Origin of the sequence: Arthrobacter sp. NPDC093128, assembly GCF_040683875.1 — a bacterium.
In the GTDB taxonomy this organism is placed as follows: Bacteria; Actinomycetota; Actinomycetes; order Actinomycetales; family Micrococcaceae; genus Arthrobacter.
Genome location: NZ_JBFBEY010000016.1, coordinates 124,085 through 140,433, shown reverse-complemented (window position 1 = coordinate 140,433; position 16,349 = coordinate 124,085). Strand labels below are relative to the sequence as shown.

Below are 16,349 nucleotides of genomic sequence, written 5' to 3'. Positions count from 1 at the left end.
TGGACCTTGGCTTTAATCCAATCCGGCTTACGTTCCACCGGGGTGGCCGCATTTCGCTGCTCAATGCGCAGCATCTTCCGGCCTTCTGGTGCCAGGGTCACAGTAGAGCTCCTTCGGGGCTTGAAACGAGTGCTTCTTCATGCTTGCGGAATTCTTCCACGAACCGGTCCGCGATATCGCCGGGTGCGATGTTCCTGCCCGCTTCGATCGACATCGTGGTGACGCCGGCGTCGGTAATGCCGCAGGCAATGATCTGCGCATACGGTGCCAGATCATTGTTGCAGTTGATGGCGACGCCGTGCATTGTGACCCCGTCCAGGACCCGGATGCCGATCGCGGCAATCTTGCGGTCCGGTCCCTTGCTGTCAGCCTTAATCCACACGCCGGCGCGTCCCTTGATCCGCTCGGCGTTGATGCCGTAGTCGGCCATGACCGCGATCATGACAGCTTCGAGCCGCTCCACGTAATCGCGGATGCCGGACCGGTTCTTAAGCTTGAGGATCGGATAGGCGACCAACTGGCCGGGACCGTGCCACGTCAGCTTGCCGCCGCGGTCCACGGCCACGACGGGTGTTCCGTCGAACGGCCGTTCGTGGTCTTCTGTGAGCTTGCCGGCCGTATAGACGGCGGCGTGCTCGAGGAGCAGGACTGTGCTGGACGCCTCAGCTGCGACGACATTGTCATGGAGTTCGCGCTGGACGTCCCAGCCCTTCATGTAATCAACGAAATCCGGAGCAAGACCCAGCGTGGAAAACTCAAGAGTCATGGCATCCAGCTTAGACCCCGTCCGCCGTGGTACCCGATTCTGTGGTCAACCTCTCACCCAGGACCGCCGAAGGGTGGGAGTCCCTGTGGATAACTTCTGCGGGATTCTGCCGATTCCGCTATTCCTTGGGTATGGAGAAATTCGAGCACGACGGCGGCGCGTACAGCGGCGATGCGGCACCTCCTGATCGGGCCGCATCCCACGATGTGCTCGGCGGGCTGCCTCCGGGAGCAGCCCCGGAGGTTCCCGGTTATGTGGTGGGGCGTGAACTCGGCCGCGGCGGTAGCGCCAGCGTGTGGCTTGTCCGCGAGGAACGGACTCTCCGGGAGTTTGCAGCGAAGTGCTTCGACCCGCCGGAGATCCTGTCACCGTCCGTGGACGACGCAGGTGATCCCGGTATGGCGCGGCGGGCCAGGGAGGACAACATACGCCGTGAACTGAGGATTCTCTCCACACTGGATCATGATCATCTGGTGAAGGCGCACCATGTGGTCCGGCTCCGCGGGGCAGCCGACGGCGGCCTGGGGCTGGTCATGGACTACGCGGCAGGCGGATCCCTCGCCCAACTCGTCAACTGCCGTGGTCCGTTGGGCGTGGGCGAGACGGTAACGGTCCTGACGCCTGTTGCCCAGGCACTGGGGTACCTGCACGGCAAGGGCATCATGCACTCTGATGTCGCGCCGGGCAACGTGTTGTTCACCGCTCACGGCAAGCCCCTACTGGCGGACCTTGGCATTACGCGCATGGTGGGGGACGCCGCTGTCCCTTTCCCTGCCGGTACTGATGGGTTCCTGGACCCGGCGCCGGTAGACCCCCTGAGGGCGGGTCTGCAACCCGAACGGGATGTCTACTCGGCTGCGGCCGTCGGCTGGTACTGCCTGACCGGGAAGGCGCCCGAGCGCGGCCCAAGCCGTCCGCCGCTGTCCCTTGTGGTCCCGGATGTGCCCGCCGCCCTGGCCGCCGCGTTGGAAGCGGGCCTGAAGGAGGACCGGCGGGAACGGCCTACGGCCTTGGAATTCGCGGCTGCCATCTATAGAAGCGCGGACGCCGCCCCGGTGGACCTTGCCGGTGCTGTTCACCCCACGGTGTTGCCCCAGCTGCTGACTCGCCGCAACCTTCCGCCGTCACGCACCGCCCGCCGTGCAGCGAAGGTCCGCGCCTGGCGCCGCCGCCTGGTCGGTCCCGTCAAACGGAAGGTCCGCGCCCCGGGCCGGCATGCCGGGGGAAAACGGCCGTGGGTCCGCGCTGCGGTGGCAGCACTTGCCTGCACGGGGATCGCGTCCGCGTGGTTCCTGGCCGGGTCACCGCAGGCAGCCGCCCCGGAATCGGTGCAAGCGCCGCAGGGACCGGCACAAGATGTACTGCCGGGGACCGCCGGCGGCCCGGTTCAAACGGATGCCAGGCAGCTGGCGCTGTCGCAAAAGCCCGAAGAAGCGGCCCGGGGGCTGGCACAACTCCGGTCAGCTGCGTTCAGCTCAGGGAAACTCGAACTCCTGGACGAGGTCAATCTGGAGAATTCACCGGCAGCCGCGGCCGACGCCAGGATCAGCGGACGGCTCCGTGACACCGGACATGTGCTGGCCGGCTTCGACACCACCCTGACACGTGCCGAGACAGAGCCTGACGGCTCCGAGTCGCGGGCCGTCGTCGCCATCACGGCGGTCACCTCCGCCTACCAGGAGACCGATGCCGGTGGAACTGTCATGGCCGCGGAGGCCGCCGTTTCGGAGCAGCGGCTACGCCTGGTCCTGATCAGTTCCGGCGGGCGCTGGCGGATCCAGGAGATCCTGCCCGCGAGCTAGTAGCCGAGCGCCTGGTCCCGGCCGGTGGCCCAGGCCGCTGCCTGGGCGAGCGAGGGATGCTGCCATGTGAATCCGGCCTCGGCCAGCATTGCGGGCTCCATGCGCTGGCTTCCCAGCAGGAGTTCATCGGCCAGCTTGCCCATGACCAGACGCAGCACCGGAGCGGGAACCCGGAACAGGGCCGGCCGGTGGAGTGCGCCGGCGAGCCTGGCAATCAGGGCATTGACGTCCGCGGTTTCCGGGGCGCAAAGGTTGACCGGGCCGGCCAGCGGTGCCGACAACAGGAAACCGAACGCGGAGGACACATCGGGCAGCGTCATCCAGGGCCAGCATTGCCTGCCGTTTCCCAGCGGGCCGCCGACGCCCAGCCGGAGCAAAGGCAGCAGCCGTCCCAGCGCGCCTCCGGACCTGCTGAGGACCACCCCCGTCCGGGGGGTGACAACACGGACGCCTGCCGGGGCCCCGTGTGCGGCTGCTTCCCACTCATGGCAGATCCGTGCCATGATGCCGCTGCCGTTCGGCGAGTTCTCGCGAAGCACGGTGGTACCGCGGTCACCATAATAATTGGAACCTGACTGGCTGATGAAGACCTGCGGCGGATGCTCCAGCTTCGCCATCGCCGCTGCCAGGGTGCGGGTCGGGTCCAGCCTTGAACGGAACAGCTCATCAATGCGTCGCCGGGTCCATGGGCGGTCGCCGATCCCGGCCCCGGACAGGTTGATGACGGCGTGCGCGCCCTCAAGATGGGCGGGATCAAGCTGCCCGGCCGCAGGGTCCCATCGAAATTCGCCGGCCGTTGCCGGTGCCCTGCGCACCAGCCGGATGACTTCGTGGCCACCGGAGCGCAGATGGGCGGACAGGTCGCGTCCGATGAGGCCTGAGGCGCCGGCCATGATGATTCGCATGATCCATCTCACCATGCCCGGCACGGCCGCGGAACCTCCCGACCGGCCCGCCGACTTTGACTATGATCGAACGATGACCTCTTCGAGCTACTTTCGTTTCCCGCATCTGCACGGCGATCTGGTCACCTTCGTGGCCGAAGACGACGTCTGGATTGCACCCCTGGACGGAGGCCGCGCCTGGCGTGTTTCCTCCCTTCAGTTGCCCGCCCGCAACCCGCACTTTACGCCCGACGGCAAGCGCCTGGTGTGGACTGTGGTGCAAGGAACGGCGCCGGAAGTTGTCACCGCGGACGTCGAGGGCGGCGGGTACCGGCAGCTGACGTACTTCGGCCACAGCTCGACCCGGGTCAAGGGCTTCACCGCTGCGGGCGACGTCCTCGTCACCAGTGCCTTCCGGCAGGCCGAAAGCCGCCACACGCATGCCTACAGCGTCCCGCTCGAAGGCGGCTGGTCGGAGGAACTGGCGTTCGGACCGGTCGAGTCGGTGGCGTTCGGCCCTGAGATCGGCGATGAGCGCCCCGTGGTGGTGGCCAGTGTGCTCTCACGCGAGCCTGCCTGGTGGAAGCGCTACCGCGGCGGAACCGCCGGCAAGCTCTGGATCGACGCCGACGGCAACGGCGAGTTCGAACGCCTGGTCCCGGAGCTGGACGGCAACCTGGCGGATCCCATGTGGGTTGACGGACGGGTGGCCTTCCTTTCCGACCACGAAGGCTACGGAAACCTGTACTCGGTGCTCCCCAACGGCAGCGGGCTGCGCCGCCACACCGATCACGAAGATTTCTATGTGCGCCACGCCGCCACGGACGGTAAGCGCGTGGTGTTCGAATCCGCCGGCGAGCTCTGGCTGCTTCCCGACCTGGGTGCCGACGCCGTCAAGCTCGACATTTCGCTGGGATCGGCTTCCCAGGGGCGGAGGCCGGCACTCCTGAAGACCGCCCGTCACCTTGGTGCCGTGATTCCGGACCACACCGGGTCCTCCAGCGCCGTGGAGGCGCACGGCACCATCCACTGGCTCCGCCACAAGGACGGACCGTCGCGCGTTGTGGAGGCCACACCGGGTGTTCGTGCCCGCCTGCCGAGGCCGCTGGGCGAGGGCCGCATTGCCTACGTTGCCGACCATGACGGCGTGGAGGCCCTGTACATTAACCAAATCGCTCCGCAAGTGGCGAGTGCGCAGGCCGCGCCGGCCACACGACCCCAGCCGGCAGCAGCCGGGCAGGAGCCGGGAACGCCGCTGCCCAAGCCCGTCCCGGCGTCGGGGATGAACCGTCCGGGCGTCGAGTCGCCTGCGGGGGATGACTCTGCGCCAGAGTCCGTTCCCGGCGCTGGCGGAAACACAGCCGACGGAAACACTGCCGCAGCACAGGGTGCCGAGGGCGCGGGAGACGTTGCGGGCGGAGCACCGGCAGATCCGGCCCTCGCCGCAGGCGGCGGGGCCGTCGCGGGGGCCACGCGCCTCAAGAGGGTCGATTTCCCCAAATCCACCCGGGCGAGTGCCATGGAGGCCAGCCCGGATGGCCACAGCCTGGCCGTGGGGACCTCATTTGGCGATGTCTACCTGGCCGATACCCGTACCGGGAGCATCAAGCTCGTCACCAGCATCGGCGAGGGCACGATCGACGGCCTGTGCTGGTCGCCGGACTCGGCCTGGCTCGGGTGGTCAGAGCCGGTCACTTCCTTTGGCTCACGCAGCCGGCTCAGGATCGTCCGGGTGGACGATCCCGGGTTCAAGGTCGTGGACGTCACGGACGGACGCTTCTGCGACGCCTCGCCGTCCTTCACTCCTGATGGCAAATTCATCGCGTTCCTCTCGAACCGCAGTTTTGACCCCGTCTACGACGGACACTCCTTTGACCTGTCCTTCCCCAGCCCCATCAAGCCCTACCTGGTGGCGCTCGCTGCCGACACGCCGTCGCCGTTTGGCCCCTCGGTGGACCTCGTGGACGGACCGGACGGTGAAACCGGCCCGGACGCCGAGGGGAGCGAGGCCGGCGGAACCGGTGACGGTGTGCCGGCTGTCCGGGTGGATGCTGAAGGACTGGCTCACCGCGTGATCGGAGTCCCGGTCCCGCAGGGCAATTATTCGGCCCTTGAGGCTACGCCCGGCGCTTTGCTCTGGCTGGACAACGCACTCGCCGGCGTCACCGGCGACGGCCGGGCCACAACGGACGATAAGGACGCCGCACCGGGACTGGTGCGTTTTGACATGGCCAAGCGCAAGACGGTCACCATCGTGGACGCCCTGGACAGCTACCGGGTGTCCGGTGACGGCCGGAAGGTGGTCTTCCTGCAGGACAAGCAGATCCGGGTGGCTCCTGCCGACGCCAAGGCCGACGAGGACTCCGGCCAACTGGTGAAGGTTGATGTCAGCCGCATCCGTGTGCTCATGCATCCGCTGAGCGTGTGGGGCCAGGCGTTTGACGAAGCCTGGCGGCTCCAGCGTGACTTCTTCTGGACCGAGGACATGGCCGGACAGGACTGGGAGTCAGTGCACCACCGTTACCGTCCCCTCGTGGACCGGCTGGGGTCGCATGACGACCTCGTGGACCTTTTGTGGGAACTGCACGGCGAACTGGGGACATCCCACGCGTACGTTCGTCCGGTGGCTGTCACTGAAAACGGCAGCAACGGACAGGGGCGCCTGGGCGCGGACCTGGCTTTCACCGGGGCGGGCTGGGAAATCACCCGCATCCTGGCGGGCGAGTCTTCAGATCCCCTCGCAACCTCCCCGCTGACCCGGCCGGGAGCGGACGCCAAGGCCGGGGACATCCTGCTCGCCATCGACGGGGTGGAACTTTCGGAAACACTGACTCCTGCGATGCAGCTCGTCAGTGCGGCGGGAAGGGCCGTGGAGCTGACCCTCCGCAACGGCGCAGCCCACGGCGAGGCGGCTGGCGATCAGCGCCGGATTGCCGTGGTGCCGGTCAAGGACGAGGAGCGGCTCCGCTACCAGGAGTGGGTTGCCGGCAACCGGCGGACGGTGCGTGAAGCGTCCGGCGGAACGTACGGCTACCTGCACATCCCGGACATGATGGCGAACGGCTGGGCGCAGCTCCACCGCGACCTTGACACCGAGACAGCACTGGACGGCCTGATCGTGGATGTCCGGCGCAACCGCGGCGGCCACACGTCCCAGCTAGTTGCCGAGCTCATCGGCCGCAAGGTGACGGGATGGAGCATGCCCCGCGGCGAAAAGCCCCGGACCTACCCGCACCACGCACCGCGCGGGCCGGTGGTGATCCTGACGGACGAGTTTGCCGGTTCGGACGGGGACATCATCACCCAGGTGTCCAAGCTCCGTGGCATCGGTCCGGTCATCGGCACCCGTACCTGGGGCGGCGTGGTGGGCATCGATAACCGATTCTCCCTCGCGGACGGAACCGGAGTGACGCAGCCGCGCTACGCCACCTGGTTCAGCGGGGGAGTGGGCTGGGGTGTCGAGAACTTCGGCGTGACCCCGGACATCGAGGTGACATTCCCGCCGCATGCCTACGCCGCAGGCAGGGACCCCCAGCTGGAATACGGCATCGGTGCCCTGAAGGAAATGATCCAGGAACTTCCCACGGACCGGCCGCCGCTGCGTGAAGGCTACCGGCGGCTGCTCCCGGCCCCCCTGCCCGCCCGCACCAACCAGGGCTAAGCCGGCCGCCGGCCGGACACAAAGGCCCCGTTTCCTGCCCTGTTCATCAGGGAAGAAACGGGGCCTTTGCCATGCGGCTGCCGGAGCGGCCGCACGGCTGAAGCCTAGGAAGCCGCGAGTGTGGCGTCCATGGTGATGTCGATGCTGGCCAGTGCGCCGGAGACAGGGCAGCCAACCTTGGCTTCCCCTGCAATCTTCTGGAAGTCCTCCTCGGAAATGCCCGGGATCTTGGCGTTGACGGTCAGGTGGCTGCCGGTGATGCCGGTGCCCGGTACGAAGGTGACATCGGCCTTGGTGTGGACCTCGTCAACAGTGAAGCCGGCCTGGCTGAGTGCGAGGCTGAACGCCATGGAGAAGCAGGCCGAGTGGGCTGCGGCGATCAGCTCTTCGGGGCTGGTCTTCCCTTCGGACTGTTCTGCGCGGGCCTTCCACGTGACGGCGTAGGTACCCAGTCCGGAGCTGTCCAGCGTGGTGTTGCCGGACCCCTCGAACAGGTCGCCGTTCCATACGGTGTGCGCGGTGCGTGTTGCTGCCATATCCACTCCTCAGCTTAGATTCGATCCGGTCCGGGCTTCCGCCCAAACCTTCCGGATCAATCCTATGGATTCGGGACCCGCAGCGCACGGGCTGTCCGCTGTCAGAGGATTATGACCGTCTACACTGGCGCCATGGGAACCCAACGCCGCAGGAAGCAGGCCGCTGACATTTCAGCAGCTGGCCTTCCAGGAGGTCCCTGATGCCACACCGGGACGGCGGCGGCTGCACCTTGATGTCCACGGCCCCGATCCGGACGGCCTGCGCGCCCATGCTGAATCGCTGGGCGCGGTCTTTGTGGTAGGACATGACATCGGCGACTTCCACTGGGACGTAATGCATGAACCCGAAGGCAACGAATTCTGCATCGCCCGGGACTGACCGGCCCCGCAGCCGAGAGGCGGGAACGACGACGGCGACGCCCCCTGGCCGGGAGCGTCGCCGCCGTCGTTGGTCGCCGGGGTCGTTGAAGCAGTTACTGCCAGAGGGTGGCGATAGCCACGTTCAGCAGCGCCAGGCCGCCCACGCTGTGGGCCAGGCCCTTGCTGATCGGCTCATCCTTCTTGTACTTGCGGCGGCCGATGAAGGCCAGCACGCCGACAGCCAGTGCAATGGCGAACTTGATGCCGAGCTTGAAGTAATTAGCGTCCATGTCCAGGGCCGGAATGAGCCCCATCATCACGATGCCGGTGATGAGCTGCAGGGCGGCGCCGTCGAACTGGCGGGGGTGCACCGTGGGCTTTTTCATGTTGCCGATCCAGATGCCGACAATCATCGCTGCGCCGACGATGTGGAGGAAGACCATGATGTTATAAACGATGTCCATGGGGCCAGTCTAGCCAGAGGGTTCTACGCTTCGTAGTAAGCCCCGCGGGAAGCTTTGGCGACGATTCGGTAACCAAAAACGGCGGCGGTGCAGGCCATCCGGTGGTTTCCCGCCGGGCCTGCGCCGCCGCCGTTGTTCGACGCTAAGGCTTAAAGCCCCAGATCCGCCTCGAAGGCACCTTCTTCAAGGCGGGCCTTCAGGGTCTGCAGGAAGCGGCCCGCATCAGCGCCGTCCACCAGGCGGTGGTCGTACGTCAGGGACAGGTACATCATGGAGCGGATGGCGATCGAGTCGTCACCGTTCTCATCGGCCACCACCACGGGGCGCTTGACGATCGCGCCGGTGCCGAGGATGCCGACCTGCGGCTGGTTGATGATCGGGGTGTCGAACAGTGCGCCGACAGAACCGATGTTGGTGATGCTGAACGTTCCGCCGGACAGCTCGTCCGGGCCGATCTTGCCGTCGCGGGTGCGGCCTGCGACGTCGGCGATCTTGCCTGCCAGGCCGGCAAGGTTCAGGCTGCCGGCATCGGAGATGACCGGAACCAGGAGGCCCTTGTCCGTGTCCACCGCGATGGCCAGGTGCTCGGCGTTGTGGTAGGTGATTTCCTGCTTGTCTTCGTCGTAGGCAGCGTTCACCTTCGGGTGCTGCTTCAGGGCCTCGGCTACCGCCTTGGCGATGAACGGCAGGAAGGTCAGCTTTACGCCGTTCTGTGCCTGGAAGGAGTTCTTTGCCTTGAGGCGCAGCTTGGCAATCTTGGTCATGTCCACTTCGTGGACCTGCGTCAGCTGGGTGGAGATGTCCAGGGATTCGCGCATGCGGCGGGCAATGACCTGGCGTATGCGCGGTGCCTTCTGCACGGTGCCGCGCAGCGAAGAGGCCGCGGCGGAAACCGGGGCAGTCGTTGCGGAGGATGCCGGTGCCGCGGCGGCGGGAGCCGGAGCTGCCTTGGCCTCGGCCGCGGCAATCACGTCCTGCTTGCGGATGCGACCGCCCACGCCGGTGCCGGTCAGGGAGGAGATGTCCACGCCCTGCTGGTTGGCGAGCTTGCGCACCAGGGGAGTGACGTAGCCGGACTCGGCCGGTGCTGCTTCTGCGGCAGGTGCCGCTGCGGCTGCCTGTGCCGGAGCCGGTGCGGCCGGGGCTTCCTGCTGGGGAGCTGCGGGTGCTTCGGCCTTGGCCTCGGCTGCCGGAGCTTCCTGCTTCGGAGCCTCGGCGGCGGGAGCTTCCTGCTTCGGAGCCGGTGCGGCGGGTGCAGCAGCGGGTGCGGCTGCGCCGGAGCCGATGACGGCAAGAACGGAACCAACTTCGGCGGTCTCGTCCTCGTTGACGCGGATCTCCTGCAGCGTGCCGGCAACCGGCGACGGGATCTCGGTGTCCACCTTGTCGGTGGATACCTCGAGGAGGGGCTCGTCAACCTCGACGGAGTCGCCGACGGCCTTCAGCCAGCGGGTCACGGTGCCTTCGGTGACGGATTCGCCGAGGGCCGGCAGGGTAACTTCGTGGCTCTCGCCGGAGGCGGCCGGAGCGGCTTCCGCGGCCGGGGCCTCGGCAGCTGCCGGAGCCTCGGTGGAGGGCGCTTCTTCAGCGGCGGGTGCTTCTTCGGCCGGCGCCTGCTCGGCGGGAGCTGCTTCTTCGGAAGCAGCGGCCGAACCGGAGCCGTCACCAATGCGGACGAGCGGGGCGCCGACTTCGGCGGTCTCATCTTCGGCGACGAGGATTTCCTCAATCACGCCAGCAATCGGAGAGGGGATTTCGGTGTCTACTTTGTCGGTGGAAACCTCGAGCAGCGGCTCGTCCACCTCTACCCGGTCACCTACCTGCTTGAGCCAGCGGGTGACGGTTCCTTCGGTGACACTCTCACCGAGGGCGGGCAAGTTAACGGATTCAGACATGTCGTCCCCGTTCTCCTTATTGATCTTTAGTGCGGATGATTGCTGCCTTGTTCGAGCTTAGTGCACCCTGCGGATCATGCCGGGTGCACTAAGCTCAGTGTTCTTGCGGTGGTGCGGGCGGAATTACTACCCGTGGAGGGCTTTGCCCGCGAGGGCAAGGTGGGCCTCGCCGAGGGCCTCGTTCTGGGTCGGGTGCGCGTGCAGCAGCTGTGCCACGTCCTCCGGGTAAGCTTCCCAGTTCACGATCAGCTGGGCTTCGCCGATCTGCTCACCCATACGGGAGCCGATCATGTGGACGCCCACCACGGGGCCGTCCTTCTGGCGGACCAGCTTGACCAGGCCGCCGGTGCCGAGGATGGAGCTCTTGCCGTTGCCAGCGAGGTTGTACTCTTGGATTTCCACCTGGTCGTCACCGAACTTTTCCTTGGCGCCCTTCTCCGTGTAGCCCACAGTGGCGATTTCGGGCTCGGAGTAGGTGACCTTGGGGATGTTGACGTCTTCGACGATGACGGGCTTCAGGCCGGCGATTTCCTCGGCCACGAAAATGCCCTGCTGGTAGCCGCGATGGGCCAGCTGGACGCCCGGGACGATGTCGCCCACGGCGTAGACGTTGCCGACGCCGGTGTGCAGGCGTTCGTTGGTGATGACGAAGCCGCGGTCGATGGTGATGCCGGCGTCTTCGTAGCCAAGGTTGGCGGTTACCGGTCCGCGGCCGACGGCCACGAGGAGCAGTTCGGCTTCGAAGGTCTTGCCGTCGACGAGGGTGACCTTGACGCCGTCGTTGCTCTGCTCAACGCCCTGGAAGAAGACGCCGGTGGAGAACTTGATGCCGCGCTTCTTGAACGCGCGCTCGAAGTTCTTGACGATCGCGGCGTCCTCGTTGGGGACCAGCGAGGGCAGGCCTTCAACGATGGTGACGTCCACGCCGAAGGACTTCCAGACCGAGGCGAACTCGACGCCGATGACGCCGCCGCCCAGGATGATCGCGCTCTTGGGGATGTAGTCCATGGTCAGTGCTTCGTCGGAGGTGATGACCTTGCCGCCGATTTCCAGTCCCGGCAGCGTGCGTGAATACGAGCCCGTGGCGAGGACGATGTTCTTGCCCTTGTAGGCAGTGCCGTTCACGACGACGGTGTCGGTGCCCTGCAGCTTGCCTTCACCTTCGATGACGGTGATGCCCTTGGACTTGATCAGGCCCTGCAGGCCCTTGAACTTGCCGGCGATGATGCCGTCTTTGTAGGCGTTGACAGCGCTCATGTCGATGCTGTCCAGGGTGACGTTGACGCCGTACTTCGCGGAGTCGCGGGCGTGGTCGGCGAGCTCGGCGGAGTGCAGGAGTGCCTTGGTGGGGATGCAGCCATTGTGCAGGCAGGTGCCCCCGAGTTTCCCCTTCTCCACGAGGCCTACGGTGAGGCCAAGCTGAACAGCGCGGAGGGCTGTGGCGTAACCGCCGCTGCCGCCGCCGAGTACCAGGATGTCGAATTCTTGCGCAGTTGCCTGATCGGCCACTTAGACGCTCCCTCGCGTGAACGATGACACGAGAGTACGCATCATCTGGTCTTGGAACTTGCTCTGCCGTGATTATGTCAGCAGGCCGGTTCTCTTGCATTTGTGACTACCGCAGTTCACCTTAGCGAACCACTTATCCATGCTCCACCTTGTCACGGCGTTTGTGGAGCGCTTGTGTCGAGTGTCACGCGGCTTTGTGGCCGACGGATCATGGACCCGGCCACAAAGCCGCGTATGACACATGCAGGCGCTTAGGCGGAAGCCGCCAGGACGTCTTCGACATATGCCACGAGGGTGCGGACAGTGCAGCCCGTGCCCTGCTTGGGGGTGTAGCCGTAGGGGCCGCCGTTATTAAACGACGGGCCTGCGATGTCGATGTGGGCCCACGGAATCTGCTCGCCGTCCTTGCCCTTGCCGACGAATTCACGCAGGAACACTGCGGCGGTCATCATGCCGCCGTGGCGCTCACCGATGTTGGCGAGGTCCGCCACCTCGGAATCGATGCTGGCGCGGAGCTCGTCCGGCAGGGGCATCGGCCATACCAACTCGCCGGCGCGGTCAGCCGCAGCCTTCAGCGGGCCGGTGACGCTGTCCGAACCCATAACTCCGGCGGTCCGGTTGCCCAGGGCGATCAGCTGCGCACCGGTCAGGGTGGCGACGTCGATGATGGCGTCCGGGTACTCCTGGCTGGCGGCCACGATGCCGTCCGCCATGACCAGGCGGCCTTCGGCATCCGTATTAAGGACCTCGACGGTCTTGCCGCCGAACATGGTGAGGACGTCCGCCGGGCGCTGCGCGGCACCGGAGGGCATGTTTTCGGCAATGCAGAGCCACGCGGTGGCTTTGACGGGCAAACCGAGGCCTGCGATCGCCAGCACGGTGTTAAGCACGACGGCGGCGCCCGCCATGTCGCTCTTCATGTCGCCCATGCCGAGGGCGGGCTTAATGGAAATGCCGCCGGTGTCAAAGGTGATGCCCTTGCCGACGAGGGCGATCTTGGCGGTGGCCTTGGACGGCGCGTACTCCACCTTGACCAGGCGCGGCTGCCTGGTGGATCCCTTGCCAACGCCCATGATCCCGCCGAAGCCCTCCTTTTCGAGGCGCTTCTCGTCCCACACGGTCACCTTGACCGGCAAGCCCTTGGAGAGTTCCTTGGCGGCATCGGCAAAGGACTCGGGGAACAGGTGGCTGGGCGGCTGGTTCACCAGCGAGCGGGTGGCGTTGACGGCCTTTCCGATCAGGGCGGCACGGTTCAGCAGGGGCTGCAGGTCCTTGTTTCCAGCGAAGTCCGTGGAAATCACCACATTCTCCACCGGATCCTTGCGGCCGTTGGAGGAGGAGCGGTACTCGGTGAAGGAGTAGGAACCCATGGCGGCGCCTTCGGCGATGGCCGCCACGTCGGCGAGTGACGCCGTCGGAAGCGCCAGCGTCACGGTGGTGAGGCCGGCAAGCTGGCGGACGGCGGAGCCCGCCGCACGCCGCAGCGCCTCCTCCGAGAGCTTGCGTCCGGGACCCGGCTTGCCGACTCCGGCCAGTACCAGGACGGCTGCGCCGGCTTCGGGAAGGCCCGGGAGCCTGTGGACCTGGTCGGCCGCGCCGGTGAGGCCAAGAACCTTCAGGGACTCCGCGATGGCCTCGGCGGACTTGGCCGTCAGCGGGTTGTCCAGCAGCACGGGACCGTCGGGCCCCTGTGCCACTCCAATGACCAGAGCGTCCGTCGGCGACTTCTTAACGTCACGCGCAATGACGCTAAGTTTGATTTCAGTATTCTTGACCACGAGGATCAGTCCTCAATTCTCTGTGATTTTCGGCAGGAAGCGCATGTTGGGCGCCCCGCCATGGGAACCGGCCGTCGTCGGCTTGAGACGCAACCCGGTGTCTGCAAGGCCGTCCGTAGGGCCAGTTCCGATCGTAGTCTCTCCGCCCGGGCCGCGCTGAATCTCATGAGACCTGCAACACACCGCCGGTGGAACGGCCCGGTGCGGAATGCTTCGGGCGGCCGGTGCGTTGTAAGAAATATCCGGCGGATCTGCGCGGAGGCCTTGGCGCACGTGCCACTGAATCTGCTTATCGGGTTGCCGCCCCTACGGTGCTGACGCACCCCGCCCCCGCCGCCACTTCGAAAGGAACATGCCGTGCTTGAACGGATTTCCGGCTCCCTGCTGGACCCCGATGCTCTCTATGTGAGCAACGCCGAGCTGTTCGACAGCCCGTCACTCCGCGGGCTCAATCTGGTGATGGGCTTCACGGGATTCGCCGACGCCGGCCACGTGGTCAAGCAGATCACCACCGAACTGCTGGACACCCTCGATTCGGAGCCGGTCGCCGTCTTCGATGCCGACCAGCTGATCGACTACCGTACGCGCCGTCCGCACGTCACGTTCGTCGAGGACCACCTCCAGGATTACCAGGCCCCCAAGCTGGCCCTGTACCGGCTGGTCGACGGGCTGGGGAGTCCGTACCTCTTCCTGGCCGGCTTCGAACCCGACCTCCAGTGGGAACGGTTCGCCCGCGCCGTCGTCCGGATCGTCGAGCACCTGGACGTGAACCTGGTGACGTGGATCCACTCCATCCCGATGCCGGTACCCCACACCCGGCCGGTGGGGGTTACCGTTCACGGCAACCGCCCTGAGCTCATCGAGGGAATTTCCGTCTGGAAACCCACGGTGGAAGTTCCCGCGGCCGTGGGCCACATTCTTGAACTGCGCCTCACCGAAGCCGGCCGCAATATTGTCGGGTACGTCATCCACGTCCCGCATTACCTGGCCGAAGCCGAATACCCGAACGCCGCCGTGGCCGGCCTGGAGTACCTGGGGGCAGCCACCTCCCTGATGCTGCCCACCGACCGCCTGCGTGAGGCCGGCCGGGAGGTGGGGCGGCAGATCGCCGAGCAGCTTGAGGCATCCGAGGACGTGCAGCAGGTGGTGTCCCGCCTGGAGACCCGCTACGACGAGAAGGCGGAGGGGACGGTGCGCCGTTCGCTGCTCGCAGATGAAAACGATGAACTTCCCAACGCTGACGAGCTTGGTGCAGCCGTGGAGGCTTACCTTGCCCGTGAAGAACCTCGCCCGTAAAGAACCCGGACAATAAATCCTATTTTTCCTGCCGCAGGCATAATGGGTAGGTGACTGCACCCCGCGCCTGGCTCATCTGGACCGTCGGGATATTCGCGTACCTCGTTGCCGTCAGCCAGCGCACTTCGTTTGGCGTCGTGGGGCTCGAGGCGACGGAACGGTTCCACGCCACCGCAGCGGAGATCTCCTTCTTCACCGTGCTGCAGCTCCTCGTCTACGCAGGCCTGCAGATCCCGGTGGGGGTGCTCGTTGACCGCCTGGGATCGCGGACCATGATCGCCGGCGGAGCCGTCCTGATGGGCCTTGGCCAGCTTCAGCTCGCCTTCGCGGACAACATTCCCGGCGGCGTGCTCGGCCGCGTACTGGTGGGTGCCGGCGACGCTATGACGTTCATTTCCGTGATCCGGCTGATACCCCTGTGGTTCGCCCCGGCCAGGGTACCGCTCATCACGCAGCTGACCGGAATGTCGGGCCAGCTCGGGCAGCTCTTCAGCGTGGTCCCGTTCGCGATGATCCTCCACTCCGCCGGGTGGACCCCCGCGTTCCTGACCCTCGCGGCGATGTCCGCGCTCGCCGTCGTCCTGGTACTGGCCGCGCTGAAGGACCAGCCGCCCGGACACCCGCGCCCGGAACCAGGCCAGGGGCTGAAGGCCACCGGCATCTCCCTTTCCAGCGCCTGGCGGCAACCGGGCACGCGGCTGGGGCTGTGGAGCCACTTCACCATCCAGTTCAGCGGCACGGTGTTTGCCATGACCTGGGGCTACCCGTTCCTGATTTCCGCGCAGGGCCTCGATACAGGCACCGTGTCCGGACTCATGGCCATATACGTCGCCGCCGCCATCGCGGCAGGACCGCTGATTGGCAGGTTCGTCTCCCGGCATCCGCTGCGGCGCTCCACCATGGTGCTCCTGATTGCCGCCACCACCGCGGCGGCCTGGGCCGCCGTGCTGCTGATGCCGGGCCGCTCGCCGCTCTGGATGCTCGCCGGGCTGGTGGTCGTTCTGGCCATCGGCGGGCCGGGCTCCATGATCGGCTTCGACTTTGCCCGCACCTTCAATCCGGCCCACCGGATCGGAACCGCCACCGGAATCGTCAACGTCGGCGGGTTCATTGCGGCACTGGTGGCCATCTACCTCGTCGGCGTAGTGCTCGACGTCCTCCACGCCAGCGGCTTCTCCCACGGTGAGTTGTACGGCCTCGATCCGTTCCGGATTGCCCTGAGCGTCCAGTTCGTGCTGATCGGCATCGGCGCGGGAGCCATCATCATCACCCGCCGGAAGGTCCGCCGCCAGATGGCCACCCAGGGCGTTGTGGTGCCGCCCCTGCTCAAAGCCCTCGCGCAGCAGCGCCGCCGCAACCTGGAACGCCGTCGCGCGGACTAGGTCCCGGCCTTTGTCC

General features: G+C 66.4%; 12 protein-coding genes. 5 read left to right on the top strand and 7 right to left on the bottom strand.

Annotated features, from left to right (window positions below):
* Nucleotides 1–97: 97 nt before the first annotated feature.
* Nucleotides 98–766 (bottom strand): lipoyl(octanoyl) transferase LipB, encoded by a 669-nt coding sequence (lipB, locus tag AB0N24_RS19130; protein WP_364127583.1) that lies wholly within the window; start codon nucleotides 764–766, stop codon nucleotides 98–100.
* A 131-nt stretch (nucleotides 767–897) separates the two neighbouring features.
* On the opposite strand from lipB, the gene AB0N24_RS19125 reads away from it, so the two are divergent.
* The gene (locus AB0N24_RS19125; protein WP_364127580.1) at nucleotides 898–2,568 is read left to right on the top strand and encodes a serine/threonine-protein kinase; all 1,671 of its coding nucleotides are present in this window, start codon (nucleotides 898–900) and stop codon (nucleotides 2,566–2,568) included.
* On the opposite strand, the gene AB0N24_RS19120 is transcribed toward AB0N24_RS19125, so the two are convergent.
* Entirely contained in the window at nucleotides 2,565–3,473 is a 909-nt protein-coding gene (locus tag AB0N24_RS19120) for a TIGR01777 family oxidoreductase (protein WP_364127577.1), read from the bottom strand. The two genes, AB0N24_RS19125 and AB0N24_RS19120, sit on opposite strands and share 4 nt — an antisense overlap.
* A gap of 73 nt (nucleotides 3,474–3,546) precedes the next feature.
* Between AB0N24_RS19120 and AB0N24_RS19115 the strand changes: the two genes are divergently transcribed.
* The gene (locus AB0N24_RS19115; protein WP_364127575.1) at nucleotides 3,547–7,113 is read left to right on the top strand and encodes a S41 family peptidase; all 3,567 of its coding nucleotides are present in this window, start codon (nucleotides 3,547–3,549) and stop codon (nucleotides 7,111–7,113) included.
* A gap of 104 nt (nucleotides 7,114–7,217) precedes the next feature.
* On the opposite strand, the gene AB0N24_RS19110 is transcribed toward AB0N24_RS19115, so the two are convergent.
* Entirely contained in the window at nucleotides 7,218–7,649 is a 432-nt protein-coding gene (locus AB0N24_RS19110; RefSeq protein ID WP_364127573.1) for an OsmC family protein, read from the bottom strand.
* A gap of 124 nt (nucleotides 7,650–7,773) precedes the next feature.
* Between AB0N24_RS19110 and AB0N24_RS19105 the strand changes: the two genes are divergently transcribed.
* Nucleotides 7,774–8,028 carry a VOC family protein gene (locus AB0N24_RS19105; RefSeq protein ID WP_364127609.1) on the top strand — a complete coding sequence of 85 codons (255 nt, stop codon included), beginning with the start codon at nucleotides 7,774–7,776 and terminating at the stop codon, nucleotides 8,026–8,028.
* A 94-nt stretch (nucleotides 8,029–8,122) separates the two neighbouring features.
* Here AB0N24_RS19105 and AB0N24_RS19100 read toward each other — a convergent pair whose 3' ends face one another.
* The 4 genes from AB0N24_RS19100 to AB0N24_RS19085 form a co-directional block, all read right to left on the bottom strand.
* The gene (locus AB0N24_RS19100; RefSeq protein WP_104176324.1) at nucleotides 8,123–8,473 is read right to left on the bottom strand and encodes a hypothetical protein; all 351 of its coding nucleotides are present in this window, start codon (nucleotides 8,471–8,473) and stop codon (nucleotides 8,123–8,125) included.
* 149 nt (nucleotides 8,474–8,622) lie between these two features.
* The gene (gene sucB / locus AB0N24_RS19095; protein WP_364127568.1) at nucleotides 8,623–10,368 is read right to left on the bottom strand and encodes a 2-oxoglutarate dehydrogenase, E2 component, dihydrolipoamide succinyltransferase; all 1,746 of its coding nucleotides are present in this window, start codon (nucleotides 10,366–10,368) and stop codon (nucleotides 8,623–8,625) included.
* Nucleotides 10,369–10,494: 126 nt separating this feature from the next.
* A complete protein-coding gene (gene lpdA / locus AB0N24_RS19090; protein WP_364127565.1) occupies nucleotides 10,495–11,877 on the bottom strand; it encodes a dihydrolipoyl dehydrogenase in 1,383 nt (460 codons plus the stop codon).
* Nucleotides 11,878–12,128: 251 nt separating this feature from the next.
* Entirely contained in the window at nucleotides 12,129–13,655 is a 1,527-nt protein-coding gene (locus AB0N24_RS19085; protein WP_364127562.1) for a leucyl aminopeptidase, read from the bottom strand.
* 357 nt (nucleotides 13,656–14,012) lie between these two features.
* Between AB0N24_RS19085 and AB0N24_RS19080 the strand changes: the two genes are divergently transcribed.
* Both AB0N24_RS19080 and AB0N24_RS19075 read left to right on the top strand, forming a co-directional pair.
* On the top strand, nucleotides 14,013–14,951 hold the full coding sequence (locus tag AB0N24_RS19080) for a PAC2 family protein (protein ID WP_364127560.1): 939 nt from the start codon (nucleotides 14,013–14,015) through the stop codon (nucleotides 14,949–14,951).
* Nucleotides 14,952–15,001: 50 nt separating this feature from the next.
* Nucleotides 15,002–16,333 carry an MFS transporter gene (locus tag AB0N24_RS19075; protein WP_364127557.1) on the top strand — a complete coding sequence of 444 codons (1,332 nt, stop codon included), beginning with the start codon at nucleotides 15,002–15,004 and terminating at the stop codon, nucleotides 16,331–16,333.
* Nucleotides 16,334–16,349 lie beyond the last annotated feature (16 nt).